Source organism: Thiobacillus sp., assembly GCF_013693775.1.
In the GTDB taxonomy this organism is placed as follows: domain Bacteria; phylum Pseudomonadota; class Gammaproteobacteria; order Burkholderiales; family Thiobacillaceae; genus Thiobacillus.
Map to the genome: position 1 here is coordinate 528,509 of NZ_CP059257.1, position 26,450 is coordinate 554,958.

The 26,450-nt window shown below is 59.7% G+C and carries 27 protein-coding genes; 9 read left to right on the forward strand and 18 right to left on the reverse strand.

Features of this window, described 5'->3' with window-relative positions; translation table 11 throughout:
* Positions 1-55: 55 nt before the first annotated feature.
* The 8 genes from HZY77_RS02655 to HZY77_RS02690 form a co-directional block, all read right to left on the reverse strand.
* Positions 56-580, reverse strand: a complete 525-nt coding sequence (locus HZY77_RS02655) for a S26 family signal peptidase (protein ID WP_296818443.1) — start codon at positions 578-580, stop codon at positions 56-58.
* Entirely contained in the window at positions 577-1,110 is a 534-nt protein-coding gene (locus HZY77_RS02660; RefSeq protein ID WP_296818470.1) for a DUF2840 domain-containing protein, read from the reverse strand. Before HZY77_RS02660 ends, HZY77_RS02655 begins: the two co-directional genes overlap by 4 nt.
* Positions 1,107-1,352 (reverse strand): chromosome partitioning protein ParB, encoded by a 246-nt coding sequence (locus HZY77_RS02665; protein ID WP_296818472.1) that lies wholly within the window; start codon positions 1,350-1,352, stop codon positions 1,107-1,109. Before HZY77_RS02665 ends, HZY77_RS02660 begins: the two co-directional genes overlap by 4 nt.
* Positions 1,349-1,987: a ParA family partition ATPase gene (parA, locus tag HZY77_RS02670; protein WP_296818474.1), complete on the reverse strand. Its 639-nt coding sequence runs from the start codon at positions 1,985-1,987 to the stop codon at positions 1,349-1,351. Before parA ends, HZY77_RS02665 begins: the two co-directional genes overlap by 4 nt.
* Positions 1,988-2,192: 205 nt before the next feature.
* Positions 2,193-3,086, reverse strand: coding sequence for a replication initiator protein A (locus tag HZY77_RS02675; protein ID WP_296818476.1), 894 nt, complete (start codon positions 3,084-3,086; stop codon positions 2,193-2,195).
* A gap of 22 nt (positions 3,087-3,108) precedes the next feature.
* Positions 3,109-3,405 carry a helix-turn-helix domain-containing protein gene (locus HZY77_RS02680; protein WP_296818478.1) on the reverse strand — a complete coding sequence of 99 codons (297 nt, stop codon included), beginning with the start codon at positions 3,403-3,405 and terminating at the stop codon, positions 3,109-3,111.
* A gap of 70 nt (positions 3,406-3,475) precedes the next feature.
* Complete coding sequence (locus HZY77_RS02685; protein ID WP_296818481.1) at positions 3,476-4,288, reverse strand: DUF2285 domain-containing protein; 813 nt, start codon at positions 4,286-4,288, stop codon at positions 3,476-3,478.
* A 210-nt stretch (positions 4,289-4,498) separates the two neighbouring features.
* A complete protein-coding gene (locus HZY77_RS02690; protein ID WP_296818484.1) occupies positions 4,499-4,846 on the reverse strand; it encodes a DUF2958 domain-containing protein in 348 nt (115 codons plus the stop codon).
* 15 nt (positions 4,847-4,861) lie between these two features.
* On the opposite strand from HZY77_RS02690, the gene HZY77_RS02695 reads away from it, so the two are divergent.
* Together HZY77_RS02695 and HZY77_RS02700 are read left to right on the forward strand one after the other, a co-directional pair.
* Entirely contained in the window at positions 4,862-5,041 is a 180-nt protein-coding gene (locus HZY77_RS02695; RefSeq protein ID WP_296818486.1) for a hypothetical protein, read from the forward strand.
* Positions 5,042-5,151: 110 nt separating this feature from the next.
* Positions 5,152-5,439: a helix-turn-helix transcriptional regulator gene (locus HZY77_RS02700; protein ID WP_296818489.1), complete on the forward strand. Its 288-nt coding sequence runs from the start codon at positions 5,152-5,154 to the stop codon at positions 5,437-5,439.
* A 42-nt stretch (positions 5,440-5,481) separates the two neighbouring features.
* Here the strand turns inward: HZY77_RS02700 and HZY77_RS17705 are convergent, their stop codons facing one another.
* Positions 5,482-5,616, reverse strand: coding sequence for a DUF2958 domain-containing protein (locus HZY77_RS17705; RefSeq protein WP_363154592.1), 135 nt, complete (start codon positions 5,614-5,616; stop codon positions 5,482-5,484).
* A 118-nt stretch (positions 5,617-5,734) separates the two neighbouring features.
* Here HZY77_RS17705 and HZY77_RS02710 point away from each other — a divergent pair, with 118 nt between their 5' ends.
* From HZY77_RS02710 to HZY77_RS02720, 3 genes are all read left to right on the forward strand, one after another.
* Complete coding sequence (locus HZY77_RS02710; RefSeq protein ID WP_296818493.1) at positions 5,735-7,912, forward strand: ATP-binding protein; 2,178 nt, start codon at positions 5,735-5,737, stop codon at positions 7,910-7,912.
* Between the two features lie 154 nt (positions 7,913-8,066).
* The gene (locus HZY77_RS02715; protein ID WP_296818495.1) at positions 8,067-8,342 is read left to right on the forward strand and encodes a type IV toxin-antitoxin system AbiEi family antitoxin domain-containing protein; all 276 of its coding nucleotides are present in this window, start codon (positions 8,067-8,069) and stop codon (positions 8,340-8,342) included.
* 79 nt (positions 8,343-8,421) lie between these two features.
* Positions 8,422-8,793 (forward strand): very short patch repair endonuclease, encoded by a 372-nt coding sequence (locus HZY77_RS02720; RefSeq protein ID WP_296818497.1) that lies wholly within the window; start codon positions 8,422-8,424, stop codon positions 8,791-8,793.
* A 10-nt stretch (positions 8,794-8,803) separates the two neighbouring features.
* Here HZY77_RS02720 and HZY77_RS02725 read toward each other — a convergent pair whose 3' ends face one another.
* The 4 genes from HZY77_RS02725 to radC form a co-directional block, all read right to left on the reverse strand.
* Positions 8,804-9,958, reverse strand: a complete 1,155-nt coding sequence (locus tag HZY77_RS02725; RefSeq protein ID WP_296818499.1) for a DNA cytosine methyltransferase — start codon at positions 9,956-9,958, stop codon at positions 8,804-8,806.
* Positions 9,945-10,235 (reverse strand): hypothetical protein, encoded by a 291-nt coding sequence (locus HZY77_RS02730; protein WP_296818501.1) that lies wholly within the window; start codon positions 10,233-10,235, stop codon positions 9,945-9,947. The genes HZY77_RS02725 and HZY77_RS02730 overlap by 14 nt, the downstream gene beginning before the upstream one ends.
* Positions 10,232-12,331, reverse strand: coding sequence for an ATP-binding protein (locus HZY77_RS02735; RefSeq protein ID WP_296818503.1), 2,100 nt, complete (start codon positions 12,329-12,331; stop codon positions 10,232-10,234). Before HZY77_RS02735 ends, HZY77_RS02730 begins: the two co-directional genes overlap by 4 nt.
* Before the next feature lie 566 nt (positions 12,332-12,897).
* On the reverse strand, positions 12,898-13,404 hold the full coding sequence (gene radC, locus HZY77_RS02740; protein ID WP_296818505.1) for a DNA repair protein RadC: 507 nt from the start codon (positions 13,402-13,404) through the stop codon (positions 12,898-12,900).
* A 489-nt stretch (positions 13,405-13,893) separates the two neighbouring features.
* On the opposite strand from radC, the gene HZY77_RS02745 reads away from it, so the two are divergent.
* The 3 genes from HZY77_RS02745 to HZY77_RS02755 all read left to right on the forward strand — a co-directional run bounded on the left by HZY77_RS02745 (position 13,894) and on the right by HZY77_RS02755 (position 16,972).
* Positions 13,894-14,712, forward strand: a complete 819-nt coding sequence (locus tag HZY77_RS02745; RefSeq protein ID WP_296818507.1) for a type IV toxin-antitoxin system AbiEi family antitoxin — start codon at positions 13,894-13,896, stop codon at positions 14,710-14,712.
* A complete protein-coding gene (locus HZY77_RS02750) occupies positions 14,709-15,578 on the forward strand; it encodes a nucleotidyl transferase AbiEii/AbiGii toxin family protein (RefSeq protein WP_296818510.1) in 870 nt (289 codons plus the stop codon). The genes HZY77_RS02745 and HZY77_RS02750 overlap by 4 nt, the downstream gene beginning before the upstream one ends.
* A 158-nt stretch (positions 15,579-15,736) precedes the next feature.
* Positions 15,737-16,972: an ISL3 family transposase gene (locus tag HZY77_RS02755; RefSeq protein ID WP_296820769.1), complete on the forward strand. Its 1,236-nt coding sequence runs from the start codon at positions 15,737-15,739 to the stop codon at positions 16,970-16,972.
* On the opposite strand, the gene HZY77_RS02760 is transcribed toward HZY77_RS02755, so the two are convergent.
* The 3 genes from HZY77_RS02760 to HZY77_RS02770 are packed head-to-tail and all read right to left on the reverse strand — an operon-like array spanning position 16,944 to position 21,201.
* Positions 16,944-18,071 (reverse strand): hypothetical protein, encoded by a 1,128-nt coding sequence (locus tag HZY77_RS02760; RefSeq protein ID WP_296818513.1) that lies wholly within the window; start codon positions 18,069-18,071, stop codon positions 16,944-16,946. The two genes, HZY77_RS02755 and HZY77_RS02760, sit on opposite strands and share 29 nt — an antisense overlap.
* Entirely contained in the window at positions 17,978-19,693 is a 1,716-nt protein-coding gene (locus HZY77_RS02765) for a transglutaminase family protein (RefSeq protein ID WP_296818516.1), read from the reverse strand. The genes HZY77_RS02760 and HZY77_RS02765 overlap by 94 nt, the downstream gene beginning before the upstream one ends.
* 47 nt (positions 19,694-19,740) lie before the next feature.
* Positions 19,741-21,201 (reverse strand): putative Ig domain-containing protein, encoded by a 1,461-nt coding sequence (locus tag HZY77_RS02770; protein WP_296818518.1) that lies wholly within the window; start codon positions 21,199-21,201, stop codon positions 19,741-19,743.
* 578 nt (positions 21,202-21,779) lie between these two features.
* On the opposite strand from HZY77_RS02770, the gene HZY77_RS02775 reads away from it, so the two are divergent.
* Positions 21,780-22,280 (forward strand): archaeosortase/exosortase family protein, encoded by a 501-nt coding sequence (locus HZY77_RS02775; RefSeq protein WP_296818520.1) that lies wholly within the window; start codon positions 21,780-21,782, stop codon positions 22,278-22,280.
* Positions 22,281-24,773: 2,493 nt separating this feature from the next.
* Here the strand turns inward: HZY77_RS02775 and HZY77_RS02780 are convergent.
* On the reverse strand, positions 24,774-25,319 hold the full coding sequence (locus HZY77_RS02780; RefSeq protein ID WP_296818522.1) for a hypothetical protein: 546 nt from the start codon (positions 25,317-25,319) through the stop codon (positions 24,774-24,776).
* Positions 25,320-25,356: 37 nt separating this feature from the next.
* Entirely contained in the window at positions 25,357-25,917 is a 561-nt protein-coding gene (locus tag HZY77_RS02785; protein WP_296818524.1) for an exosortase/archaeosortase family protein, read from the reverse strand.
* Positions 25,918-26,450: the final 533 nt, after the last annotated feature.

Genomic DNA, 26,450 nt, shown 5'->3' on the forward strand with positions numbered 1-26,450 from the left:
TGAAGCACCACAACCGCAGGCGGTGGTGCAAGCGATGTGCAGCGGGGCTGCACGTTCATGGTGTGTCCCACGTCCATAAGGGCTGCGCGCTGCCGATCACGGCGGAGACAGCAATGGGACCGAAGTACCGGCTGTCAAACGATGCCGGATTGGTTGCACTGAGCAGGAACAGCTCGCCGTCGCGAAGCGGTCGGCATTGCTGCCAGGCTGACAGCGGACGGTCACGACCATCGACTCTATGGACGCCAGCGACCGCCACGCCGTCGATACGAACGATGTGCTTCTCGATGCACACCTGCTGCGGTGACATCGCGCCGATGCGCTTGAGCAGCGGGACGTGCTCAGGCAGGTAGCCACGCTGCGCAGCCAGCGCGGCGGCCTCTGACGGAAGCCGAGCGAGCACGATGCTGTCGACGTGCAGCGAGTCAGGCGGGCCGATGCGGTACCAGCCGCGCGGCACGCTGTCACTTGGGTTGTAGACGAGGCGCGCAACGGGCGTATGGTCGGACGGCCAGGCGAGCGCAGCAATGCCAAGGACGATGAACAGTACGACGACCCAGCGATGGACGCGGGTGTTCATCGCAACACCTCGCCCGCGAGGTAGGCCGCATGCCGTTCGGCGGTGTAGGCCGGCAGTGGCAGGCGCGCGGTCAGCCGGTTGCCCAGCGTGCGCCAGTACGCGGGCGACACCGCTGCCGGATCGAAGCCGAGCGTTTCGATGGCGTCGATATGTGGCAGCACTGACTGCAGTTGCTGTTCGCCTTCGGCACGCAGCAGCAGGCGCGCGCCCGGTTGGATGCCGGCGACGCGCTGGATGTCATCGAGCGGTGAGCAGGCCTGCAAAATCATGAGCTGCCAGCGCGTCGTACCGTAGTCATTGGACTCCCAGCGCACGCGACAGAACACGGTCGCCGGTGTGAAAATCGCACTGCGCCGCCAGCGGTCCAGTCGCAGCTCGCGCAGCGGATGGCCGAAGCGCAGATAGAGGTTGATCCGGTGTTCGACGAACGCCAGCGACACGCGCGTCAGTGGCGTGTCGTTCGCAACGCTCGATCGCACGGTGCGCGGCGTGGGAAAGCTCTCGCTCGCGGTCTGTTGGGCTGCGTTCATTGCGGCTTCTCCGGGAATTCATCTTCCAGCAGTGCACGCAGCATCTCGGCGACCGTGATGCCGCGTGTGAAGGCCTCGATCTTGATGCGGGCGCGCAGCGCCGGCGTCACGTCGAGGGTCAAGCGGGCGGTGTAGAGATCGGTTTTTCCGATGTCTGCACCATCGCCCTGGCGCACCCAGGCGTCGGCCTGCGGATTGGCTGGCGGACGCGCACCGATGGCGACGCGTTTCCCATTCTTCATGGCGCCATCCTCAATACTTCAGCGGCGAGCGCCGCGATCTCGCGCGCGGCATTGCTGTCTGCGTCGAGTTCGCGGGCGAGCTGACCCCTGGCCACGCTGTCGGCGAACACGATACGCTGGCGAACCTCCGACAGCAGCGATGGCAAAGGTTGATCGGTGAGCGCATTGCGTGCCTCGCGCCCGATCACCGTGGTGCTGACCCGCCGGTTGATGACGAAGGCCGCGCGCAGCGCTGGCCGGAACACCTGCGCTTCGCGAATCAGCGACACCATCTCGGCGCTGGCCCATACGTCGTAGGGACTGGGCTGAACGGGAATCAGCACCAGGTCCGCCGCGAGCAGCGCGGAGCGCGCGAGGGCGGCAATTCGGGGTGGGCCATCCATGACGATGTGATCGCAGCGCCTGGCCAGTTCTGGCGCTTCCTGATGCAAGGTTTCCCGTGCCAGACCTACGGCGCCGAACAGTCTTGGCAAACCATTCTGACTGCGGCGCTGGGTCCAATCGAGTGCCGAACCTTGCGGATCGGCATCGAGCAGGATCACCGAACTGCCTTGCATGGCCAGCTCACCCGCGATGTGCGTGGCGAGTGTCGTTTTTCCGACCCCACCTTTTTGGTTGAGCAGCGCGATGATCATGATGCGCTGCCTTTCGCGCGCCGGTTTATCCACAGCGCGCGGGGTCTNNTTATCGTTAGTTTTATAGATTCAAAGTTAGAACCTAAGTTAAGAGACACCGAAATCCGCGCCGAAGAAGGTGTTTCGGTCGATCCGTACTCCTGATGGCACGACAGCACTGCGCCTGATAGCACGAGGATTTCTACGCCTGATAGCACGAGCGGATTCACCGCTTTTCCACAGGCACGCTGATGACACCCTGGCTGGCACCAAAGCTGCCACCGGGTCGAAGCGGTGCCGTGGACGGCACGGCGCGGAAGGTCAACACCTCCGGCCCATGCCTCGGCCGCAGGATGGCGAGCGCGTAGCCCGGNCAGGGTTGCCGCGCCACGATGCGGCGCAGGTCGTAGGCGAAGTCGGTGAAGCGCGCCAGGCTCCCGGACTTGCGGTGCAGGTGCGGGAAATCGAAGCGCCAGCCGTCGCGCTGCCAGCCGCCATGCTTGCGCACTAGGCGGTACAGCCAGCGCTCGATGCCGCCGGTCAGGCGGAAGTAGTTGGCGTCGATGGTCAATACCAGGCTCTCTTCGAGCACACCGGCATAGAACCAGTCCGGCAGGATCAGCTCGATGCCCAGCGGCCGGCCCAGGCCGTCGGCGCGTTCCTTCCACTCGTTGATCCACGAGAAGCGGTGCAGACGCCGCGCATTGGGTTGGCGAATGGAGGTGGCCACGCTGGTGGACTGCAAGCGATCCAGGGCAGCCTTGAGACGCTGATAGTCGCGCAGCGACGTGCCGCGACCGATGAAGCGCAGGATTTCGTAGGGTGTGGCCGCCATCAGCCGAGACGAGCGAATGCCCGCATCGCGCGCCTCGACGATCTGGCTGGCCGCCCAGATCAGAATGTCGGCATCCCAGATGGTCGCCAGGCCATGTTCGGCCGTGCCTTCTACGCGCACGGTCACGTCGCCGGCGCGAAAGTCGATTGGCACGATGCGCTTGCTCTTGGCGAGCGAGAAGAATGGATAGGCCATCAGGTCCTGCACATCGCGCGCCGGCAGCTCGCCCGAGAAGGCATGGAACAGTTCGAGCTGCTCGCGCTGCAGGTCGCGCCCGATGGTCATCGGTGATGGTGCCCATCGCCGATCAGCGCGAGCCGGGGCGCGCGGCGTGTTGTTCGGTGTACTGTGGATCGGAGGTCATCTCGAAGCTGCGCGCGTCGGCCCATGCTTCGAGGTCGGCGATGGCGTACATCACGCGCCGGCCGAATTTGCGAAAGCGCGGCCCGCCGCCGATGACGCGCTGTTTTTCCAGCGTGCGCGGCGACAGCCGCAGGAACTCGGCGGCTTCGTTGTTCGTCAGGTAGCGCGCAGACTGCGTGGTCTGGGCAGACTGCGGGATGGCAGCGGGTACGGGATACGGCCGTAACGGTGCGGGTCTCATGGCATGGGCCTCCATCGGTCAAGATCGGCGACGAAGCAATCGCCGCCGGATGGAAGCAGTCTCGGGAAAGTCAGGCGTTGTGCGCAGGGACGTTCTGCGCCGCCGAGCTNNAACGTCCCCGTGATGCGCTGCCGGGTTGCAGTAGGCGGCGGTAGCCGCCGTCCATGAGCGTCTGCCCGCGCCGGGTCAGACGGCGAACCTGGGCGCGCAGATCGCTGTCGTCGTACCAGCGTTCGGCGACGGCGGTGATGCCGTACAACACTTCGGCCACGCCGCGCTGCGAAGCACCAGCCAGCGTGCCGTCGAGCGCCTGCAGGGTCCGCATGTGGAGTATTGACGTGCGACCTGGTCGACCTGTGGCGAGGGCGGTGCGCTCCATCGTTGCGGGATCGAGCGCTGCCAGCTCGGCTTCGATTACGCGCCAGCGCTCGCGAAGCTGGCAACCGGCGCGGACGGCATAGGCGTAAGCCATGCCGTCTTTCAGCGCGGGAGAGATCGCCATGCGCAGCATGCGGTCGACGAGCTGGGTGGTCAGCACCAGGCGCTTGCCGTCGTGCGTCAGGTGCTTGCGGCCGGGGATGCGCCAGAGCTGGAACAGCAGCGCATCGGTCGTTGGATCGGCATCCGGATAGACTTGGACGACCGAGGAGGGATCAGGGAACCAGTCGGGGTGCGCGTCGCGCGCATCGCGCGTGGGGTCTTCCAGCAGGCGCAAGCACCAGCGATGCGCCTCGTACTGAGGACGGCGTCGGTGGCGTTGCCAGACGCGCCGGTATTCCGGGTTGCGCCGCAGATATTCCCAAGCCAGCGCGGGTCCGTCCAGATGCAGGACGTACAGGTATGCGGCGCTTGGATGCCAGTGAATGGCGCTCGAATCGGCCATGGCGAAGCCTCCTTTCGGATGGAAGGAAATCAATCGACAAGCTGGCCGACAACGGGCCGGGCATTCGCACTATTTGCGACTGCATTGCGCCGTTGCTGTACTGAGTGGCAATCAATGCAAAAAGTCTGGACCCAGACCCAGGAAGACGCAATGCGAACCGTTGTGGCATCGCATGGAGTGGCCCGTCAGCGACGGGCCATCGGGGGTCGATCAATCGTTGATCGATCCGTCGGCCCGAGCCAGCCGAGCGTATTCAGATAGCCGCCGCCTTGGCGTGAAATACAGATCGCGTGCAACGGCCAGGTTTCGTGGCCCGCGAATGCTTTCCAGGACGGAGAGCCGAACGTGGCCGAGTTCCGGCATGCCCATACCGAGGTCGATCAGGCCGAAAGCGGTGTCGCAATCGCCGGGATCGAGTTCGGTCAAAAGCCAGGTCGCGTGCGCGTCCAGAGTGAACAGCTTGACGACCGGCAGCGGGTCGCACTTCTCGCCGCGCGCGGCGGCGGCGCCATTGTCCAGTAGTTGGGCGCGGTGCTCGTCGGTGATGAGTGGTTTCATGGTCGCTGCGCGCAAGTGGCCACGATCAACGGGGCATTGGTTCTGCGCAAACGTGCTGATGCGCCAAAGCGTGACAGTGAAAATGCGCTGCTGCGCCAAATCGCCAAAGCGGATTCCACCGAATCCGTGGATGCACGAGTCGACGAATGCGTAGGGACGGAACCTATGGTTTCAGAAAAACGGTTTTCAGCATAGACACACCCGTGACAAGTTCCAGCCGGAAAGATTGTCAAATGAATACTATAGATTGTAGCCCTATAGGGCGCCATCAGGTGTCATCGTCGTTTTACAAGAAACGANNTTTGATGACATCGAAGAACTCATTTCCTGCGGCGCTCAAGATGGTCAGAAAAGCCCGTGGCCTCAGCCAGGAAGCTTTCTCGGACGTGTCGAGCCGCACGTACATGAGTTCGCTCGAACGCGGCCTGAAAAGCCCGACCTTGAGCAAGGTCGCCGAGCTGTGCGAGGTCATGGACGTGCATCCGCTCACGCTGCTGACGCTGGCCTATGGCGCCGACAGCAAGGGGGTGGACAAGCTCATCGAGCGCGTGCGGCGCGAACTGACTGCCCTCCAGGCCGAAAAGGACAAATAGGCAAGAAAAGGGCGCTGCCAAGCGGCAGCGCCCGCGTGACGGCTACGTCACGATCCGTTCCGCGGCCCGCGCTTCGCGCGCATACGAACTGATCGGCTTCGAGGCTGTAAAGTGCAGATCCCGCTCGACCGGAAACCCGAGTCGGCCGTGCAGGGATTGTACTTCGGCCAGGCTCACATAACCCAATTCCTGAAAATTGGCATTGGGGTCGCATCTTTGCCGGTGCTGCGCGGACGACGCTGCAGGGCCTCGGTGCCGAACTGGCTGCCACGGCAGCAGGTACGTATGGATCAGCATGCCATCACAAGCCCCTGATAGACTAGGCAAAGAATGCTTACGCGGAAAAAGGAGGCGGCAAGTGGCAGAGTCGAGCAGCGAGGATAGGCTAGAGCTTCGGTTTTCTCACAACATAATCGAACACCTGGATCTTAAGCTTTATCAGAACAAGCCCACGAACGTTTTGGCGGAGCTCGTTTCCAATTCTTGGGACGCTGATGCTAAGCGCGTGTGGGTCACTTTGCGAAATGCTGCGGACGATACGCCAGCCTCAATTGCCGTCGCCGACGACGGAGAGGGAATGAGCAAAGCCGACCTTGCCACTAAATATTTGATCGTTGGCAAGCCTAAGAGGAACAAAAATACGCCGTCCGAAACCAGCCCTGGAGGCCGTGTTTTGATGGGACGCAAGGGTATTGGGAAACTCGCACCTTTCGGAGTGGCACGCACCGTTGATTTGCTGACGTGCAAAGCGGGGCAGATCTCGTGGCTGCGGTTTGACTACGATCAGATTCGCGGTGAAGGTGAAAATGCTGAACCCGGCGAACTGGCGACCTATCGTCCGATCTTGATATACAAAGAGTCGTCACTGGAAAGCGTTGACTCGGAGAAGGGCGGCGAGGAAAAGGAAACCGTAAAGGCATTCCTCAAGAATGTCGGTGAGAGCGTGAGCAAGTCGGGCACCTTAGTTCTGGCGTCACGGTTGACACTCAAGCGTCAGATAAACCCCGCAACCTTGAAGGAGTCTCTGGGGCGAAGATTCACCGTTACACTTGCAAGATCAGACTTCGATGTCCGCGTGAACGAGCAATCCTTGTCAACCAAGGATGTGTTCCCTGATTGGGATTTGCGCATTCCAGAATCGGGCACTACGGAAGAGGATGTGCAAACTCCTGATGGGGTGAAGAAGGTCAGGTATTGGGTCGGGTTTGTTAAAGAAGCGACATGGCCTGCAGAGCAAGCGGGTGTTGGGATTTATGCGCATGGCAAGATTGCGCAGGATCGTCCTTACTTCTTTGAGGTCAAAGGCGTCGAGGTCTTCACGCGATACATGTATGGCGTCATTGAGGCGGACTGGATTGACGAACTCAATGAGGATGCAATCTCAACCGATCGAACTTCCATCGATTGGCAGAACGAGGCCTTCGCCAATCTGAAGGTTTGGGGTGGGAAGATGGTGAGGAGTTGGGTAACCGACTATCAAGCTCTTCGCAAAGAGCACGCTCTCGAGGAAAACTCGAAGCTGATCGATGAAGCAGTTGAGAGAAATACTGGTCTACAAATTCGTCCAACTGAGAAGGCGCACCTTCTGGGTCTTCTCAACGAAGTTACTCCGCGCCTAACCAAGGACCCTGAGCCAAAGGCAAAATTCGTTGAAGCAGCTATGCGCGCATGGGTGCACGATCCTGCCCGTCGATTGATTAAGAAGTTGTGGGAAGAGGCTGCAGACATTGCGCCGGACCAATTCGTTGGCACTGTGATGCGCCTCGCGGACGAACTCGTGCCGGAAAGTCTCTCGCTGGCGGTAGTCTTCTCGCAGCGCGTTTACGCCCTGCACAAGCTTCAAGATCGCATCGCGCATGGGAAAGAAACCAACCTTCAAGCACTAATTGAAGAGTTTCCATGGATTCTCAGCCAGGCATATGAGCGATTCTTTGCGCGCAGGGAACTTAAGACCATTTGCGAGGAAGCGGAAAAGAACGGCGAGTTCACTATTCGGCCGGTATATGCGAACACGGAGCAGGCGCAGAAGACAAAACCTGATTTCGTATTCTTGGGAACTCCGGAGGAGCGCAACATACTCGTCGTCGAATTGAAAAGTCCAAATGAGACCGCTGGTCACATTGAACACGAACAGCTGTATAGCTACGTCAGTTATTTGACAGGCCGATTCGCTTCGTCGACGGTGGAAGGAATATTGGTCGCACGCGANTTTTCTCCTTCCATTGGCAGGTTGAAGACCGAACTTATGCAGCACCTCGACTGGGACACGTTGCTCAAGAAGTCTAGACGGAATCACATGGAACTGTTGGCCGCCTTGCTCGGCGGGGTGGAGGCCGATTCCAATGACTCCCGCGTGCAGCAGATATGCGAGCTGGGTGGGGAACCGGTGCGCGACTTCCTCAAAGACATGGCGGCCGTCGATGACAGATTCCAAGGTTTCGTGAAGAAGCTCGAGCCGAAGCTCGCGGTGTAGCTTTTCGAGGCGAGCCTGAGGAAGTAGGCGTGTGATACAAAACATAGGATAATTGGCTTTCAATCCTAGGGTTTGTATCGATGAAGCCCACGCCTCAATCCCTCACGCAACGTGATCGCGTCATGACGTGCCTGCGCGCCAGGGGATGTCGCGCATGAGCGAATTGATTGCCTCCGGCGCCACCTCGGCAACTGTTTCGCAACTGGAGCGCGATGGTTTGATCGTGCGCTTAGCGCGGGGGCTGTACCAACTGCCGGACGCGCCGCTCGACGTGAATCACTCCCTTGCCGAGGCAGCTAAGCTCGTGCCAAAGGGCGTGGTCTGCCTTACGTCGGCTCTTGCGTTCCACGAGCTCACGGATCAGCTTTCTGCGAAGATCTGGGTGGCCATCGGTACCAAGGACTGGCGCCCCAAGACCACTTATGCGTGAAGTTCGAACGCCAAGCAAGGCCAAGGCTGGTGCCGCAGCTCTGCCATACACTCAGGTCTCACTAGAGACCCGTCGTCGCATGTTGGCCGTGAAAGGGCGCGACACGGCGCCTGAACTGCGGGTGCGCTGCGTCCTCCATGGCATGGGGTATCGATTCCGACTTCACCGGAAGGGTCTTCCCGGCACACCCGACATCGTCTTGCCACGCCATAGGAAGATCGTGCTCGTTCACGGCTGCTTCTGGCATGGGCATGAGAATTGCAAACGCGCGACGCGCCCCGTCAATAATGCCGTCACGTGGTCGGCCAAGATCGAGGGCAACCGCCGACGAGACCAGCGAAACATCGACGCGCTCAGCGCGCTGGGATGGGACATTCTCGTGGTGTGGGAATGCGAGGTCCGAGACACACCTCGTCTTGAAGCATGTCTACGTGCGTTCCTAGAAGGCTAGTGAGCGACCGTTAGCCCCGTGCGAGTGCTACCGCGCTTCCACTTTGTTTGCTTGACGGCTTAGGGCGTCCTGCCGGCTTCGCATAGTCGAAATATTCACGCGGGTCTTTGCGACCGTCCTTCTTCGAGGCTGCGGCAAGTTTTGCCCACCCCTTGACGATCCGTTCGTCGCTGAAAGCCATGGGCGCACGAGCCCATTCGCGCTTCAATATGCCTTGCAGCACTTCTCCGTGCAACTTCGTGAACGCGGGTGGCACGGCCTCGCCGATCATTTCGCGCACGTTGGTGTGGCCAAGCTTCTTGAGGGCGTCACCCCACTTGAAGTCGCTCGGGAAGGTCTGGAGAAGCGAACACTCCAGAGGACTGAGTAAACGATTCTGCGTTGGGTGGATCGTGTAGTCGCTGCCGATGTGCCCGCTTGCTGTAGTAACGGTAGCAGCAGGGCGGTTGGCATACATCCGGCGATAGCTGCTCTTGAATCCCTTGACTAGTCGATAGCTACCGTCGTCCTCTCGAACGATCGGCCGAAGAAGTGGCTCCGCGCACTTCGGACAAGTGACGGTCTCGGGCAAAACCTTAACAGGTCCACAGTGGTGGCAAACTTCGTTGTCCCACGCGCTGCGACCCGAGCCACTGGGAATTGCGGCGACCATCGCGTAGATGCGTTCATCCCACACGGGAACGGAGTGAAATCCGTCGTATTCCTCAGAATGGGCGGCCTCAGGCGTAGCTGCATCTAGATCAGGCAGCGCGAATGTCGCGAGTGCGTCCGCGAGTGACACCGGTGTTGTACTGCCAATGTCGGGGGCATGCGTCGCTCGCGGAAACGGTGTCCTGCCGATGCGTAGCAGCTCCTTAAGCCCAGACAGATCCCTGCGTACGAATGTTAGGAATGCTCTATTGCGAGACTGAGGAACGCCGAAATCGCAGAGGTCCGCGACGAGTGGGAACGCAACGTAATGATCAGCCAGCGACGTGATGAGGTAGTTTGCGGCAGAAACCGGCTTCTTGTCCTTCGGGTGATACACCTTGCGAGTGAAAAATGCCGGCACGTTCTCAACCACGATGAGGGAGGGCATCAACTTCAATGCGACATTGGCGATGACGGTGACTAGCAGGTTGCGCTCGTCCTTAGAGCCGGCATCGGGGTCGTCATGACTGCCCATGCCCGATCGCGCAGAGCTCATGCCTTGGCAAGGTGGGCATGCGCACAGCAGGGCAGGGCGCGCTTTCCCGCGCGGGCGCGGTATTTTTAATCACAGTCTGCCACGTCTTGCGCAAGTCACCTGGAACGCCTTCAGCTCCGGGATGATTGAGCAGGCAAACGTCGAGGCGCCGCGGGTCTAGTTCGGCCATCACGTCGAAACGGAATCCGGCCTCGCGATAGCCGACGTCGCCCGCACCGCAGTTGGAGAATAGGCTGACTGCCCTCAGCTTGCTCATGCCTTCTTCCTCTGGCGTTTCTCAGTCCCTAGATCATGAATGTCCAGGAACTGCTCATGCACCTTCTTTGCTCGGGTCAAGAAGTCGCGCCATGACATACGTCTCACTCGGTTCGATTCGACGAAACCGCCGAAAGCATGTCGATTGGAACTCTTTTTCAGTTTCTCGCCGTCCGCTACGAGGTCAATACGCCATGCCCTGTAAAACTCTGCCACGGTCTCTTGGTTCTCTTTGAAGAATTGTTCGAATGCGTCGACGTAGTTGATCAGTCGGTCGAAGTCAGTGTCGTCAAATGCGTGCCCCGCTTNTTTGATCTCGACGATGTGTAGGAGGCCGTCAATGCTGACCAGTGTGAAATCCGGGCGCTTGGCTTCCTTGTCGATGGCAAGAACCACCTCAGTACCGTGGGCTCGCTTCCAGAATCTCTCGAACGCATGCTTGAAGTTCTTCAAGCTCTGGTTTTNTGTGATGACGGTCCAAGATGGTTCGATGAGCCAAGGTGCTTGCGCTATAAGCGCTTGAAATTGATTCTCATCCATCGACTCGTCGATGATCTGCTGAAGGTCTTTGATCACCCGCACGCGCTGAGCAGCAATCTGAGCGTAGGAGGCCAGCTCCGCGATCTGCGCCTTGCTGAAGATGTCAAGCATCTGGTCTATCGAAGCTTCACCCTTCGTCACCTGATTCGTGAATTCGTGAAAAGCTTCCATTAGTGCTTGGTGCGGCGCGACGGAAAGGATGATTTGTGAAAGATCCTCGACGTAGACATCGTCACTGAGTTCATCCTCGGCAGCAAAGCCACCGAATTNTTTGGCAAGGTCGATGGCAACGCGCGCTACTTGCTTGTCGCCAAACCGCTCGCGTGCCTTGTCTTCGATGCCGGACTTCCGAAGGAACTCGTCGCGCACGCGAATCCGGCGCGGTTCGCGCGAGGTGCGAGCAATCTCCTTGATCAGCTCGGCTCCCCAACGTCGAAGTTCTTCGCCGTAGTCTGAGGACCAAAGAATATCCTGGCGGTCAGTTCGAACGAGGTCATCGCCATTGTCGAGATCAAGCCATTCCGCTTCGACTTGGCCTACTAAGTAGGATCGCATGGCGAACTCGCCAGTAAAGCCGGCGGGTTGATTGAAGTCACGCGTTACACCCACGATCTTACCGCGGGCGTAGATGCGTACGCCCATCATCTCTTCATTCTTGTACGCCTCTTTGGCCATGCCGAGCCAGCCTGACACCGGCAATGTGGAGCCGTTGTCGGTGATGACGGGGCGGCTGGTCAGGTCGATCCTTGAACCTGGCAGCAGTGGTATGTCCAGCGGGTTGACCTTAACCGGCTTAGCTCCGTCAGTGGCAGTGTCGGCGATGAGAATCTTGAAGTCCGGATTCGCGAAGGTAAATCGCACGGCCAACTGGCGCAAAAACGTTTCCTGATCTGGAACGCGTTTCGGGAGGAAGGATGTCAACCTGATGCGGGTTCCAGACTTCTTACTCCAGCCGCGGTCTTCGCTACCGGCTTCGAGAGGAACCGCCTCGTCATCATCCGTGACGATTTTGTCGAAGTCCATGAAGAAGTGAGTGATGGAATAACCGTCGTTTGTTTTGGACCCACCGGCGGACCACACTTCGATACGGCGACAAATCCCGAAAGGTGCAAGTTTCCCGATGCCCTTGCGACCCATGACGGGCCGCTTCTTGGTACGCGACCTGGCGCCATCTTCCGTCTTGCGCATACGGCGGTCGGCACCAACTCGCAAATAGAAGTCGATTGCCTCATCGGNGGTCATGCCGTGGCCATTGTCTTCGACCTCGATCATATAGCCGAGATCTTTCAGCTTGCCTCCGGCCTGTGATGCCAGTTGGCGGTTGAGTGGGAGACGGACAGTGACGGTCTCGGCGTCTGCATCGTAGCCATTGGAGATCAACTCCGCGACTACCGCGCTGGCCTTGTCGTAGAGCTTGACGCCAAGTTTGTCGACGGTGAGGCGCGAGATGCGAAGCTGGTAGGAAGATGCCTTGGCCGTAGCTTTATTCGTAGCAGGGGCTGTCCGGCCTGGCTTGCTGCCGTTAGCCGTCACTGTTCGGCGACTAATTGTGGCCATTGGCACCTCCGGTTTGAAGCGGCCAATCCCGAGGCCACAAATCTTCTTATGCTGCCCTCGCACACATACGGGGCACGCGGTATTATCGCATCATCTCCGAAAGGGAGGTGCTATGTCCAGTGGGATGAGGAAAGGCCGCCGAGAGACCCCGAAAGGCCGGACCAGCCATGTGGTCAGGCGCGCTTTTTCGATGCAGGAAACCGACGCGCAGCTCATTGAAGCACTGCGCGTTCGCTGTGCGAAGCAGGGCATGTTGATGAATCAGAGTGAGGTGGTTCGTGTGNNGGGTCTTCGCGTGCTCGCCGAAATGAGTGACGAAGAGCTCAGGCAGAGGGCAGGAAAACTGGAACGCCTGGCGCTACCTCGGCCGAAAACATCAAAATGAGTGCGCTATAGAGAATTGACTTCAATGTCTATCGATATCGTCCTGCTTAAATTCTCCCCCAGATATCGGCCCTTTTTCAAGCCTGCGCGGCGGGGTGGGCGTCAGCCGACCCCTGGAGGCAAGCGAAGCGCAGCTTTTCGCCAAACCAAGGGCACAGCAAAAAGGGGCAAAGCCCCCAGAGCTACAGCAGCCCACGTTCAGCAAACGACAGGATGGCGCTGCCAGCGACGATCAGGTGATCCAGCACCCGCACGTCCACCAGCACCAGCGCCGACTTCAGCGTCTGCGTCAGCATCTCGTCGGCGCGCGATGGCTCGGCTGCACCCGACGGGTGGTTATGCACCAGCAGCAGCGCAGCGCTATTCCTGGCCAGTGCCTCCTTGACCACTTCGCGCGGATACACCGATGTCTGGCTCACCGTGCCGCGAAACATCTCGACGTAGTCGATGACGCGATTCTGCGCATCCAGGTGGATGACGCCGAACACCTCGTGCTCCAGCGCCCCCAGCTTGACCCGCAGGAAGTCGCGCACCACCTGCGGCGAGGTCAGTGCTTCGCAGCCGCGCATCTGCCCGGCGAGCACACGTTGTGCCGCCTGCAGCACCTCGTCGGCATTGGCTGGACGGTAGTCGCCCGCGACATCGCGAACGAGAAGGGAAGAATCGAGGGNAAGAGAAAGCTGCGACATGATCGTGCTCCGGTTCGTATCAGGCGGAATTGCCTGGAACCGGCGAAACACGCCGCAGCGCAGCAGTCAGGGGTCGCAGACGGCCGCATGGACGCAAGCGATCAACCGCAGGGCAGGGCGCGCAGCCCTTGACGGCGAGAACGGCGTGGTACGTTGAAGGGAACAGCAAGGCCGCCCCTCCAGTACCTTAAGGGCAAGCGGAGCGCGCAGGCCCTCAAGGGCCGGAGGTGTCAGGGATCAAAGCCGAATGGCCGCGATTCGGCACGAGGCGCGGGGCAGCGCCCGCGAGTCCGACGGCACCACGTGCCGGGACGCTAGACTGTCCTGGATGTTTTGTCCGAAGTAACACTCCATTTTCGGACAAACTAAGTGCGGTTAGCATCCATCTGGGGTATCGATTTGTGCCATCCCAGCATACAGCCACACCGAGCGCCCCAACTCATACGCAAAAACCTTGTCATTGTGTCTGTTTTTGCATATGATCCGGGAATGGCTTCCCTTGACCAATTCGTTGATGACCGGCTTCTCCATGGTCGTGCGCATTTCAACCGCGAAGAGGCGCTGGCTGCGGTCGACCTGAAACCTGGGGCCCTGACCGCCGCGATCACCCGCCTGGTGAAAAGAAAGCGGCTGGCCAACCCTCGCCATGGCTTCTATTTGATCCTGCGTCCCGAGGACCAGCTGACCGGCGCCCCCGACCCCGCGCGTTGGATCGATCCTTTGATGAAGCATCAGCGTCTCGACTATCGTATCTCGCTGCTGCGTGCTGCGGCCTTCCATGGTTCATCGCACCAGGCCGCCATGGTCTTTCAGGTGGTTGTGCCTAAGCAGTTGCGGGACTTCGAGATCGGACGCCACCGCCTCCAGTTTCTCTACCAAGCCCCCAAGGCCTTCGCAGAGCTCAATCAGCCCGATTGGCTCGACCGGATGAAGAGCGATGCCGGTTTTGCCCAAGTAGCCGGCGTCGAGCTGACGTTGCTGGATTGCGCACGCTACTTCCACAAGGCCACCGGTATCAATGGGGTTGCGCAGATCGCCAAGGACATTGGAGCCAAGGCTGAGCCGCGTGCGCTCGCCAAAGCGGCCGCTGCCTATGAAAACTCGTCCGTGCGACGGTTAGGCTACCTGCTCGAACGGGCAGGGCACACGAGACAAGCCAACGCGCTGGCATCCTTCGTCAAGAAGGCCAAAACGGCGGTGCCGCTGGATCCTTCCGTCAAGCCTCTCATTGAATCCCTATCCGAGCTTCACCAGAAAGATGCCAGGTGGAAACTCGTAATCAATGAACCCGTGGAGATCGACTTTTGATTCCGAGTTCCTACATCCAGGCCTGGAGCACGCAAGCCCCTTGGCCCGACGCGCGGCAGATCGAGCAGGACCTGATCATCAGCCGCGCGTTGTGCGACCTGTTCAACGCGCCGGTGCTGAAAGACAAGATCGCTTTCCGCGGTGGTACCGCGATCAACAAGCTGTTGTTCAAGCAGCCCCTGCGTTATTCGGAAGACATTGATCTGGTGCAGACAAAGGCTGAATCCATCGGCACGACGGTCGATGCGATCCGCGAAGCCCTGTCATGGCTTGGCAAGTGCAATCGCGAGCAGGCGGGACATTCGATGCACCTGGTGTTCAAGTTCACGCCCGAAGCTGATCCGCAGGCGACGCTGAAGCTCAAGGTTGAGATCAATACCCGTGAGCATGAACATCTGCTCGGCATCAAGTCCTATCCCTTCGCGGTGGAAAGCGACTGGTATCAGGGCGAGACCAAGATCGCGTCCTTCGAACCCGAGGAACTATTCGGCACCAAGCTGCGTGCATTACTGCAGCGGCGTAAGAACCGCGACCTCTTCGACCTGCACCACGGACTCGACCAACTCGCCATGAATCGGGGCAAGCTCATCGCCTGTTTCGAACACTACCTTGCGCTTGAAGGAAAACCCATCACGCGTGCCGTCGCCGAGCAGCGTATGCTGGAAAAGCTCACGCGCAGCCTGATCGAGGACATCGCGCCATTACTACCGGCCGGCGTCCGCTTCAACGACGACGATGCGACGCAGGCTTTCGAGCGCGTCTGGAAGGAACTCATCGTCCGCATCAAGGGCGATGCGTGGAAACTGACCGACAAAGTGCTCGAAGAACTGCGCGCAAAGAAATATCCCGGCCTGTTGAGCCGGTAACCGATTTGGCGATAGCTGTCGATCAATGCAGTTGGACGAAGCCGATCCCTGTACCATTTACCTTGACCCGTACGTTTTGAGGCCTCTCAATTGTCGCCTCTCTTGAAATCCGAGTGGGTAAGCTGACGTCATATTGACCAACCTGGATGAGTGAATTCATGACTGCCAAGCTGTTTGAAACTGCCCTTGGAATTGCCCCGCCGTGGACGGTGGCGTCGGTCGACTTCGACGAGTCGGCCAGGACCTTGACCGTGCTGATTGACTTCAAGGCTGGCAGCCGCTTCAAGGTCTCGGGCCATGAAGGCGTGCATCCGGTGCACGACACCGTGACCAAGACCTACCGGCACCTGAACTTCTTCCAGCATGAGTGCCATCTGCAGGTGCGCACGCCGCGAGTGAAGCTGCCCAATGGTTCGGTGCGACTGGTCGAGCCTGACTTTGCCGGGCGGCTGAATGGCTTCACGCTGCTGTTCGAAGCCTTCATCCTGATGCTGGCGCGCCAGATGCCGTTTGCCGCCGTGGCGCGCATCGTGGGCGAATCGTCCCACCGGGTGCTGGCGGTGTGCCAGAAGTACGTGGAGATGGCCTGCGGCCTGGCGGATCACTCCGGTGTCACGGCGCTGGCCATTGACGAGACCTCGCGCGCCCGAGGCCACAGTTATGTCACCCTGGCCGCAGACGCCGAGGCCAGGCGCGTGCTGTTCGTCACGGAAGGGCGCGACGCCCAGACCATTGCGCAACTGGCCGAGTATCTGGGCGACCATGGCTGCCCGGCCGGGAACATCGCCTCGGCGAGCATCGACATGTCGCCAGCCTTCATCGCCGGAGTCAGCCAGCATCTGCCCAATGCCCGCATCACCTTCGACAAGTTCCACGTCATCGGCCACGCCAGCACGGCGGTGGACAAGATGCGCCGCATCGAGCAGCGCACCGACAAGTCCCTCAAGGGCATGCGCTGGACGCTGCTCAAGGATGCCTCCCGGCTCAAGCCCGAGGCTGCTGCCGATCTTGACGCACTGATTGCCAGGATGACTGTCAAGCGCACGGCGCGCGCCTGGGTCTACAAGGAGCAACTGCGCGAAATCCTTGATCGCAAACAAATCAACGTCGTGCGCGCCATGCTGGAACACTGGTGCACTTGCGTCATGCGCTCCAAGGTCGAGCCGATGAAGGAGGTTGCCCGGATGATCCGATCCCATCTGGAAGGAATCGTGGCCTGGGCTCAGACACGGCAGACCAATGGATTTCTGGAGGCGATCAACGGCTTGTTCCAGGCCGCCAAGCGGCGTGCCCGTGGCTTCACCCGCATCGACACAATCAAAACCGTCATCTTCCTGATCGCCGGCCGTCTCGATTTCCACGCCATTAACCCTCATGCAGAACAACCCACTTGAAATTCAACAGAGCCATATAGCCCTTCCATCCAGTGACATCCGGATATTGGATCAGCCGGCGCGGAAGGCTTATCTTGAAACCATTGTTGACGGTATTTTCGATATTGCCGACGACACTCGCAGAGTAGTTGGTATCGGCCGGGTTGGTATTGAGTGCACTATTGGAGCAAGTGTTGGTGAGTTTGCATTTCTGGTTGTTCCAGTCGGTGCTGTTATTGATCTGCAGGATTTCAATGTTCTGCTCATTGGCGAATTGCAGGCCGCGTGTGGTGGAGACGGCATCTAAGTTCGCTATTTCTTGCCAGATGTAAGCTTCGTAAGCAGAAGAGGCGTAACCGCCCAGTTTGAAAGCACGCTTGTCCGAGCTGTTCGGCGTGTCGAGCCGAGAACCGCTATAGACAGGCCCACCAGGCCAGTCGGTGAGAAAGCCCTTGCGGTAAATTCCATAGGGCAGATCAAACAGATAGTTGACCTTGACCTGAGCGGAGGTCAGGCCAAGGCCAATGCCGCTTGTACCGGATTCACCAAAGAGCTCGCCTGCCCGTTTGTATGCATCGGCTGTATAGCGGCTGTACTTGCTGGCCGCAATATTAAGGAATTCACCTTCGATGCCGTCGCGATCTGCATTAACGTTACTGTTATTGGCCTGCACGTTGGCCAACAGTTGCGCCGAGCGCTTGGTGAGGTAGGCGTCGGAGGTGTGGTGAGCGTAGGCATGCAGAGCGTGCAGGTTGGCAGCTTGGATGCCAAGGCTGAATGCATCGTTTACAGTCGCGTACGTATCGAGTTCGTCCAGCATCACCTTCATGTATAGCGCGTTGTCGATCGAACATAGCGTTGTGGTGCCGCTCCCTGCATCCTTGACCTGTTCCACACCCTCCAGCTTCAGAACCGGCACCATATTCACCGTGTTCGAACAAGTCGGCTGGGCACCAGGGTCGACCGCGTTAAACCATGTGTCGAAGGCGATCTGGTCGCCAGCTGTCGCACCCTTGAAAGAGAGTGTCAGGCGCTTGGTGGCCAAATCAACGAGGTTGAAGGTTTTCTGGTTGAGCAGATTGCCAGCCAATGGATCGGACGTAGCGCTCTTGTTGCGCACAGCCACTTCCAGTCGATAACGGTGACGCCCCGGCAGTACTGCGGTTTCGGCCGAGCCACCCACTGTGCCGTCCCAGCTGGTGTATTGCAGCACTTCATAGGGCGGCACGATGGGCAGGATGTCGAAGTGCTGGCGCTTAGTCTCGGCCTTGTAGGGAACGTCTTCGAGCGTGTTGTTGGCGTAATTCGGCGCTTTAGTCTTGGCATGCGCCTCGACCTCGCTTTCGAAAGCTTCCTGCGGCAGGCGGTAGTTGCCGTTGGCATCGAGCCGGCTAGCCAGCCAGTTTCCGTAGTTGAAATCGAAGCTACCGTCGACGTTGATGCCAGCCTGATAGCGCCGGTCCTTGTAGGAGGGTCGAGCGGCACCCAGCGGTGGCCGGAGTCGTCGAGCCCGGTGCCGCGATAAGCAGTGTAGGGCAAACAAGCCTCGACCCAGACGTGAGCAAAGACGATACCTGTGCCATCGGTATAGTAAGTCGCCGCGGGATTACCGTTGGTGGCCAAGACTGAGGCGGCTGCCTGTGCACTCTTGGCCCCGATCCAGCGCGCGCCTCGCCCGTCTGCGCTCAACGCGGCATTGTCCAGCACGGCGATGTTGCCGCGCACGTAACGCACCGGAATGTTGGACACGCGTAGCAGCGCGGCCAGCAGGCTGGCCTGGTCGGTGGCGCCACCCGACTTGCTCCAGAGGGTGGCGACCGCGCCTTTCATGGAGCCGTAGTAAGGCTCGAACCTGATGTTCTGGTTAACCCACTCGAACATACGGACCGGGTTGTAATCGAGTTGCTTGGCCAGCGCAACGATATCGGGATGGGTAAGGGGCGCTTCGGCGGTGTCGGCAAGATCGGCCGCAGTGTAGCCGCAAGCGGCCGCCTCGGCCGGTGTGTCGCGCAGCGCCGTCTTGATGAAACCATCGCGCGGGGCGACCTGAATGAAGCCATCACGGCTGGCGATCCTCTCCTGCATCAGCCAGTAGGCGTCGGCGACGAAATGCGGGACGGATTTGGCGGCCGGCAGATTCATCGGCTTAATCGCTTTGGCTTGACGGACGTTAGGCTGTGGCAGGGGAATGACCGGTCTGGCTGCGAGCCAACCTTTGATGCGACTGGCGACACGTTTGGCGCGAACATCGAGATTAGTGCTATCGGCCTTGGAGAGGTCATCCATGTCCTGGGTAATGGCATTGAAGCGAGTAAGCAGCTTCTGCTTGAAATTCAATGCCTGATCCGCTTCTGCAAACTGCCCACGCACCCTTAAGGTTTCCGCTTCGCGATCGAGGCGAGACAGCAATTCGTAGCGCAGGGTAAGCATCTCCTGCCGCTTGGCGGCGGCTTCGGCACGGCGGCTGGAAAGTTCGTTCCGCACGTCGGCATCCTGGGCGCTTTTCTTGCCGATCTGCGCGGCGGAACGTTCGCCCTGGCCGGCCAGTTCCAGTTCCTCTTGCAGATGGCGATCCAGCGCTTCCACTATCGGATCCGGATGCCCACGCTGTCCGTCGCGCACCGCCTGCACGGCTTGCGCTGGCAAGGGCGCGACATCCTTGTGGGGCGCGGCGATCGCTGTAAAGGCCGCAAGGCTCATGGCGGCAGTCAGAATCAGGCGACTCAGAGTCTGGCAAGACATGGGTGGCTCCCTTGATGATCTTTTCTTGTGTGATACAGGTGTGTATGTCAGGCGGCGCGCATGGGATAACGACGCATGGCGCCGAGAAGCCCCGCTCCCAATGCCACCACCGCCCACGGCGGCAGCGGTACGTCTCCATCGGAGGGCGAGGCGTCCGCCACGTCGATGCGTCCGATGACCAGGGTCTTGGCGTTGGTGGTGTCGGTGACTTCGTAATCGAATGCGTAGCTGCCCGTCGTCGAGGGCGTGCCTGTGATCTGGCCGTTGGCCGCCATCGTCAGTCCGGGCGGCAAAGCACCATTGACGCGCACGAAGGTGAACGGGCCGTTGCCGCCCGAGCCGGAGAGGGTGTGGCTGAAGGGTTCACCGAGTACACCGCTGGCGCTGAACGACGTGGCGTTAATCCCGGGCACGGCATTGGCGTTCGGGTCGAGCTGGTTCTGGGCGTCGGCGACCATAATCTGGGTACCGAGTTGCTGTTCGACCACATCCGTGATGCCATCCTGATCGCTGTCGGTGAGCTGCGTGCCCACTGCGACAGGCAGCGCGGCCAAGACGCGTGCGGTGACGAAGGGATCGCCTTTCCAGCTGCCGTCGGCATTCTGCTGGGCGGCCAGCCAGGTGCGAGCGTTGGTGATCGCGGTAGTAGAGGCGCTGTCACCCTCAGCGGAGAATAGGACCAGTGCGCGGATCGCCAGGGCGGTAGCCACCGGCGAGGACGCTTCCAGATTGCCCGTTTGCGGATTGCGTTCGGCAAAGCCGCTGTCCGCGTTGGCCTGGGCGATGAGCCAGGTCTTGGCGCTGGTCATGGCGGTATCGATTGAAGCAGGTGCCGTATTCGAGTTACAGCTGGTTCCACCTGTCGATATCCGGCCAGCCTGCATTTGCTTTTTGAGCTCGTACAACATAAATGCGGTTGCTGAGAGAGAACCCGACGAGGCATGCGCAGGCTGACTGCTTTGCGGTAGAGCTTGCGGCCATGCACCAAACCAGGGAGAAACGGCAAGTTGTGCCGGGAGAATATTGCAGAGCACTGTGAACTTCAGTTCATTGGTATCCCCTGTGTAACTCATGCCTGCGCTGCGGAGCGCGCCATAGCCCAGTGCCGTGTCGGTTGTGCTTGCGCCATATCCCGGGTAGGCGCCCCAGGTCGCTCTGCCAGAGCCTGTACTACCTGCTTGTGCAGCCACGGTGTTACGCTCGTCGCGGATCGTGCCGGCAATGGTTGTGGCGTCGCGACCCGCCGAGGCCAGCGCGGACGCCTGCCACGCGCGCGAATCCAGGCTGCCGCCCGGGGCGTTGGCAAGCCAGGCTAGGGCGCGCGCGTATTGCGGCGACCGCGTCATGCCGGCCGCGAGCATCGCGTCCACCGCAGCCGAGGTGGACTGCACCTCTAGGCCCTGCAGGCCCGCGAATGACCCATCGCCCTTCTGAGTTTCAATCAGCCACTTGACGCCCTTGGCACGGGCGTCGTCGACAGTCGCCTGTGCCGTCGAGGCAAAGGTCATGGCGAGCAATAACGAACAGGTGATTTTTGTGGTTTCACGAGCCTTCTCCCAAGGGCTGACGTCAGGAAGGCTACGTAACTGATGTGACGCCTGGTCATGGTCTATGCAACGTATTTATGAGCCGATTCCACTAAGACTAAAGTTGTATGGACGGAACGCCAGTTCTGTGCTGGAAATATGGTGGGAGGATCACCTGCCCCGGAAAGCCAGATTTCTTCTGGAGTTTCCGCTGGCCATACCGAACGCACCGAGTCGAGTTGCGACCGGGCCTCTGGCGCGAACGCGCCGAATAAAATTCAGAGCCACGTTGGAGATTGGCGTTGCGAGTTGTAACGGCCCTCGGCTAGGCCGGATCGAAACCTATTACTGCATGGCAGTGCTACCCCAGCTTCTTCACTGGCTACCAAAGGTAACCATCTTCCTTGGTGGGTTCAGGAGAGCTTTCGATGTAATACAACTGTTACGCAAACCGCTTATTGTTTATCGGTTTACACGAAGCCCCTTTGGCCTACGATCCAATCCGGTCCCGATGCAGAGTACGAGTTACGCCGACATACTAAATGCCGAGGAAGCAGATCGTGCCCGGCGTCGTCATCCTCTGCGTCTGGTACTCATTTTCTCGTTGTCTTTTTGCCTTGCAATACGCGTGGGGATTGAGCCGGGGCACCTGGCTGGAACATGTGGTCATCGATCAAGCCACCGTCATACCTGCCGCATGGATCATCGATCAGATCTGGCCTGCCTTCCACGTCATCCCAGAGGGTCATCGCCTGATCGCACCCATGGGACGCTTAAATGTCCTGAATGGCTGTGAGGGACTGGAGATCCTGTTTTTGCTGGTAGCGGCGCTGATCGCCTACCCGCTCGCCTGGCGCAGCCGCTGGTTGGGTATCGGCCTGGGTACTCTGCTGGTGTTCTCCCTGAACCAGACTCGCATCGTCATTCTCTGGCACGCCTACCTGAGTAATCGGGACTGGTTCAGCGTGCTCCATGGCACGGTGCTGCCGCTGATCATGATTGCGTGCTGCTTCATCTTCTTTCTGGCTTTTCTGTCCCGCCATGGCACACCCGACGAGTAAAGCGGGTGGCATCACGTTGCGTTTGCTGATCTGGCTGCCGATCCTACTCTGGGCAGCCCGGCAAGGTGGCTGGCATTACACGCACTTTTTCTTGCCNCTCTATCACGACGTGCTTGGCATCATGCTCAGTGGCTTTGATATCCGGCCATTCACGATCATTCGCGGGCATGAGCAGCTCATCAAGGCGGACTATGCGCTTCCGCACATGATGGTGATCGGCGGGCAAGTCCTGCCCCATGTGGAGGGAAGTGTCCGGCTCCCTCTCTACTTTGTGCTCACCCATCCGGTCATGCTAACCGCGGCAGCACTGACCTGGCCGGATCTGAGCTGGCGTGGCCGGGGCATGCGCCTACTGGCGAGCCTGCCGGTCCTCCTTGTTCTGGAAGCGATCGATATTCCTCTGGTCATGTACGGCACGATCCACAGTGCGGTCATCCAGGCTTATGACCCTCTGACCTATCTCGCCTCCAAGCCCATAGACTGGGGCGAACTCATGGAAGGAGGTGGGCGCTTTGCGCTGTGCATTGCCGGAATGTTTGTGGCAGCGGAGTTGCATACGATGCTGAACAGGCGAGGTTTAGACGAGGCACGGCCTGGGCGCCCTCCCCAGGAAACGGAAAACACGCAGTATCAAGAATAATCTGAATTGCAGGTGGCAGTCTTTCAGCTGAGAGGATACTGCCTCCAACCGAAGCTGCTCGCCCTGCATCGCAGCTTACTTGGGATTGCTGAGGGTGCCGGTCGCAAAGTAGGTCGAGGGCGGCTGGCAACTATTCGGTGAACCGGTAATGGCGCGGGTGTAGAAGTTGACTGGGGTCGTGTAAACGTTCGCCAGGTCAGTCTGCAGGTTCCCCGTATTGACGAGGGGAACAGCACCCGGACTGACCAAGAGGGAGGGTGCCATGACACCTGCGGCCCAAGGTTCGGCGGACGTACTGAGCTGATTGGTGAGCAGGAACTTGGTGTTCACGGAGCGGAGAACGACGGGGTTGCTGAAGCCGGCGGTCAAGGCAGTAATCATCTTGCCTACATCACCTGACGGCGTGCCCGTATAGTTGAGCGTGGCCTCAGTCCAGAAACCATAGCGGCCGAGCGCGACGTTGAGGTTGGTGGNGGAAACGCCATCGATCTTGATGAAGCGCATATCGGTGTTGGCGTCGCCGACGGCCGGGGTTTGTACACTCATTAGGCCCACGGCCCAACGGTGATTGGCGTTGTGGTTTTGCAAGCAAATCTGTACATCACTGGCCGTGCTACCTTCATGCACCGTGGAGGTCCCGGCCGGAGGGGTGGCGAACGAGCAGGCGTTGGCGGCCGTACTGGATTCGCCATCACTGGAAGGCATAAACGTTATCAAGCCCGTGGCGCAGGGTGTATTCAAAAAGAAAATTTTTGCGGCCGTCTGTGTCCCTGACGCATCAATGCGGCGAACGATATAGATGTTATTGTCCCCCGACGGATTGGTCAGTCCGAATTCGCTCCAGTCCACGGCGTTGCCAGTGAAAATGGAATTGATCTGCTGGTGATTCAGTGTGGGCATGCACTGCTCGGTTTCGTCCCCCACGGCACAGCTACTTGGTAGGGTACCGCTGGCGATTTGGGCTGCCTGCATGGCATTGCGCAATTCCAGGGTCACCGGTATGCCGAAGACCACCACATTGAGCAAAGCATCGTGTAGGGCGTGCAACTGGGCACCGGTTACACCATAAACGGCTCCCGCAGAGACCAGCATGGTAGGCTCGACGTCGGAAATTCCCATGTCGGGTGCGGCGGCAGAGGTAAGCGTAAGTGGGCAGGTGTATTTGTTGTATCCCGGCAGTGCAATTCGGGTGCCGCNCCCGGGATTGGTGGGGTCCACATACTCTGACGTTGCGGGCACAGCGGTGGCGCTTCCGCAACCGCCCTTGAAAGCGCTATTGAATACGTCCAGGAAGGGGTAACCAGTTTTGGAGGCGAGCGCGCTGAGGTCAGCAACGGAACTGCCGTTCTTGACGATGACCAGATTGCTGTGGGCCAAGCCAGAAATTTTGCTGGTGTCGGGTGTGCACAGTAGGGCGAAGTTGCTGGGGTCAGACGTGGTCAGGTGTGCCAGCGAGCCACTCACGCAGTTGTTCTGGGCGAAGGCGATCAATTGGTTGGTGGTAGCCGAAGAGCCTGAAATGCGCACGATCGAAGTGGTCGCGCTGTTCAGGTCGGACGGCGACAAGGCAAATGCCTGGGTAGCCATACCAGCGCATGCGATGGACACGGCAGCACTAAGGATATTGCGTTGCATGATCGGGCCTCTCATCGATGTTTTATGTCACTGGCTATAGATCCAATCCCGCCACAACTAAAGAGCTTTCTTGATGGTCAAGAAATCTGCCCGGTCTGGATATAAGAGAGGCTACGCAGTCGGTATGACACTCAGTAAAGGCTCGTTCATCGTGTTTATGAGCCGATCTCACTACAACTAAAGTTGTATGGACGGGACGTGATTTTTATGAGTTGGCGTCAGTCTGACTCCGTGCGTCGCGCGATCCACCACCAGGTACTTGCACCCAGCAGCACCCNCAACCCCAATCTGCCGCCGGATTGCATGAACTGGTTCCAGGCCAGGAGCGGCGAGAAGTCGTTCAGCTTCACGTCGTAGGCAAGTGAGTCCCATGCGATTGCGTGGAGCGTGACCGGCAGGTCGATGACGAGGAAACCCAGGGCGAACACCGCAGCGAGGCCAAACCTGGCCAAGCAGATAGCAGGCTGCCCGGGTAATGCCGCCGCCATGGCAGGTGCGATCACCAGCGGCTGGAGCAGACTCCCGACCGGCGTGGTGACCCATACTGCACCTCGTGGGTCGGGCACAACCACGCGCCCACCCAGGAAGAACGCCTTGGAAAAGCCCAGTTGCAGGCGTATCACGGTGTCCTGCCAGTTGTGTTCGACGCCGAGGAACAAGACGCCGAAGCGGCCATCGATCCAGCCCAGCAGGGTATGGGTGATCGGCAGAAGGGCCTCGACCAGCGCCGTGCCCCAGACCGAGGCCGCAGCTAGGGTAAGCACGAAGCCGAGGATCAGCGCCAGCGCAAATCGGCCTGGACTAGGCCAAACGGGTGCGGTGAAGGACGGCATAAAAATACAGGGCGACCGCCGCGATCAATACTGCAGGCAGGACAGTGGTATGCAGCAGGTCGAACAGGCTGCGTTCGTTGCGGAAGGTGTAGAACAGGGCGAGGATGCGCGCCTGGTTCAAGACGAAGATCAGGACCAGCCCCAGCGCAAGACCGGTCAGCCTTTGTTGCCACCCTAGCCGGACGGCGGAGAAGGCGGCAACCAGCAGGAACATGATCTCGGTGCCTTCGCAGCCATTGAGGATGTTGAGGCCGCCGCCCGGCGCCTTGATGCTGGTGGCAACCGGCTGGGCGTGGGCTTCCGGCGAGATGATCTGGATCAAGGCCGCCGCCGGCTTGACGGTGGCCTCATGGACGATGAGGCGTTCGACCCAGGTGCCGCGGACCGCATTCCATGACCATTGCAGGACGGCGAACACACCAACAAAAATCGCCAGGGTCAGCCATAACGGATAGGGCGTCTGTGGCCGCGGCGTGTCGCAGTGGCCATCCGGGAGGTAAGGTGCATCGCCGTGAACGGGTATGAACATGGCCACAAATGGTGCTCTGAATGGCGCTATGCTCTATTCCGGTTATGACAAAAGTATGAACGTTGCCAGCTTTCCACCCTCGGTGTGGCGCGCGCCGAGGTGTTACTTCAAGGGAGACGGATGGGCACCACCTTCCTGGCGGGGATCCGGGCGACCTTGATAGCCCCCATGATCGGAGCGAAAAACAGCGCCGGCCCTTCCTTCATAGCTGTGAGCACTTCGCGGAGGAACGCTTTCATCTTGGGGCCTCGGGAGGCTGCCTGTATGCAGTACGTTATGACCCAACGAGGCGGCTGCGGATCACCTTTTAGGTGATCCCTCTTGAAGGCTGGGTGTCCACAGCCATATCAGTGTGGCCAGTTAATGGACTCAGGCTTGAGGATTTCCTTGCTTCACTTGGAGATAACCTCCCAGCCTGGATTGGCCGCCAACCACGCGTCGCAACCCCGAACGGGTAGGCGCAGTCTGGAGTTTCGGTATCCTACCTCGACGTAGCCTTCCTGCGGAGCAGTCCGCTCGCTCAGAAGGTTGGC

Bases quoted from the DNA above. Each gene is read 5' to 3' on its own strand.
- HZY77_RS02665 (WP_296818472.1), bottom strand. From the start codon at position 1,352: ATGAAGAATGGGAAACGCGTCGCCATCGGTGCGCGTCCGCCAGCCAAT.
- HZY77_RS02715 (WP_296818495.1), top strand. From the start codon at position 8,067: ATGAGCGAATTGATTGCCTCCGGCGCCACCTCGGCAACTGTTTCGCAA.
- HZY77_RS02680 (WP_296818478.1), bottom strand. From the start codon at position 3,405: ATGAGACCCGCACCGTTACGGCCGTATCCCGTACCCGCTGCCATCCCG.
- HZY77_RS02660 (WP_296818470.1), bottom strand. From the start codon at position 1,110: ATGAACGCAGCCCAACAGACCGCGAGCGAGAGCTTTCCCACGCCGCGC.
- HZY77_RS02655 (WP_296818443.1), bottom strand. From the start codon at position 580: ATGAACACCCGCGTCCATCGCTGGGTCGTCGTACTGTTCATCGTCCTT.
- HZY77_RS02730 (WP_296818501.1), bottom strand. From the start codon at position 10,235: ATGAGCAAGCTGAGGGCAGTCAGCCTATTCTCCAACTGCGGTGCGGGC.
- HZY77_RS02690 (WP_296818484.1), bottom strand. From the start codon at position 4,846: ATGAAACCACTCATCACCGACGAGCACCGCGCCCAACTACTGGACAAT.
- HZY77_RS02755 (WP_296820769.1), top strand. From the start codon at position 15,737: ATGACTGCCAAGCTGTTTGAAACTGCCCTTGGAATTGCCCCGCCGTGG.
- HZY77_RS02700 (WP_296818489.1), top strand. From the start codon at position 5,152: ATGACATCGAAGAACTCATTTCCTGCGGCGCTCAAGATGGTCAGAAAA.
- HZY77_RS02785 (WP_296818524.1), bottom strand. From the start codon at position 25,917: ATGTTCATACCCGTTCACGGCGATGCACCTTACCTCCCGGATGGCCAC.
- parA (WP_296818474.1), bottom strand. From the start codon at position 1,987: ATGATCATCGCGCTGCTCAACCAAAAAGGTGGGGTCGGAAAAACGACA.
- HZY77_RS02765 (WP_296818516.1), bottom strand. From the start codon at position 19,693: ATGTCTTGCCAGACTCTGAGTCGCCTGATTCTGACTGCCGCCATGAGC.
- HZY77_RS02770 (WP_296818518.1), bottom strand. From the start codon at position 21,201: ATGACCTTTGCCTCGACGGCACAGGCGACTGTCGACGACGCCCGTGCC.
- HZY77_RS02745 (WP_296818507.1), top strand. From the start codon at position 13,894: ATGGCTTCCCTTGACCAATTCGTTGATGACCGGCTTCTCCATGGTCGT.
- HZY77_RS02725 (WP_296818499.1), bottom strand. From the start codon at position 9,958: ATGGGCAGTCATGACGACCCCGATGCCGGCTCTAAGGACGAGCGCAAC.
- HZY77_RS02720 (WP_296818497.1), top strand. From the start codon at position 8,422: ATGTTGGCCGTGAAAGGGCGCGACACGGCGCCTGAACTGCGGGTGCGC.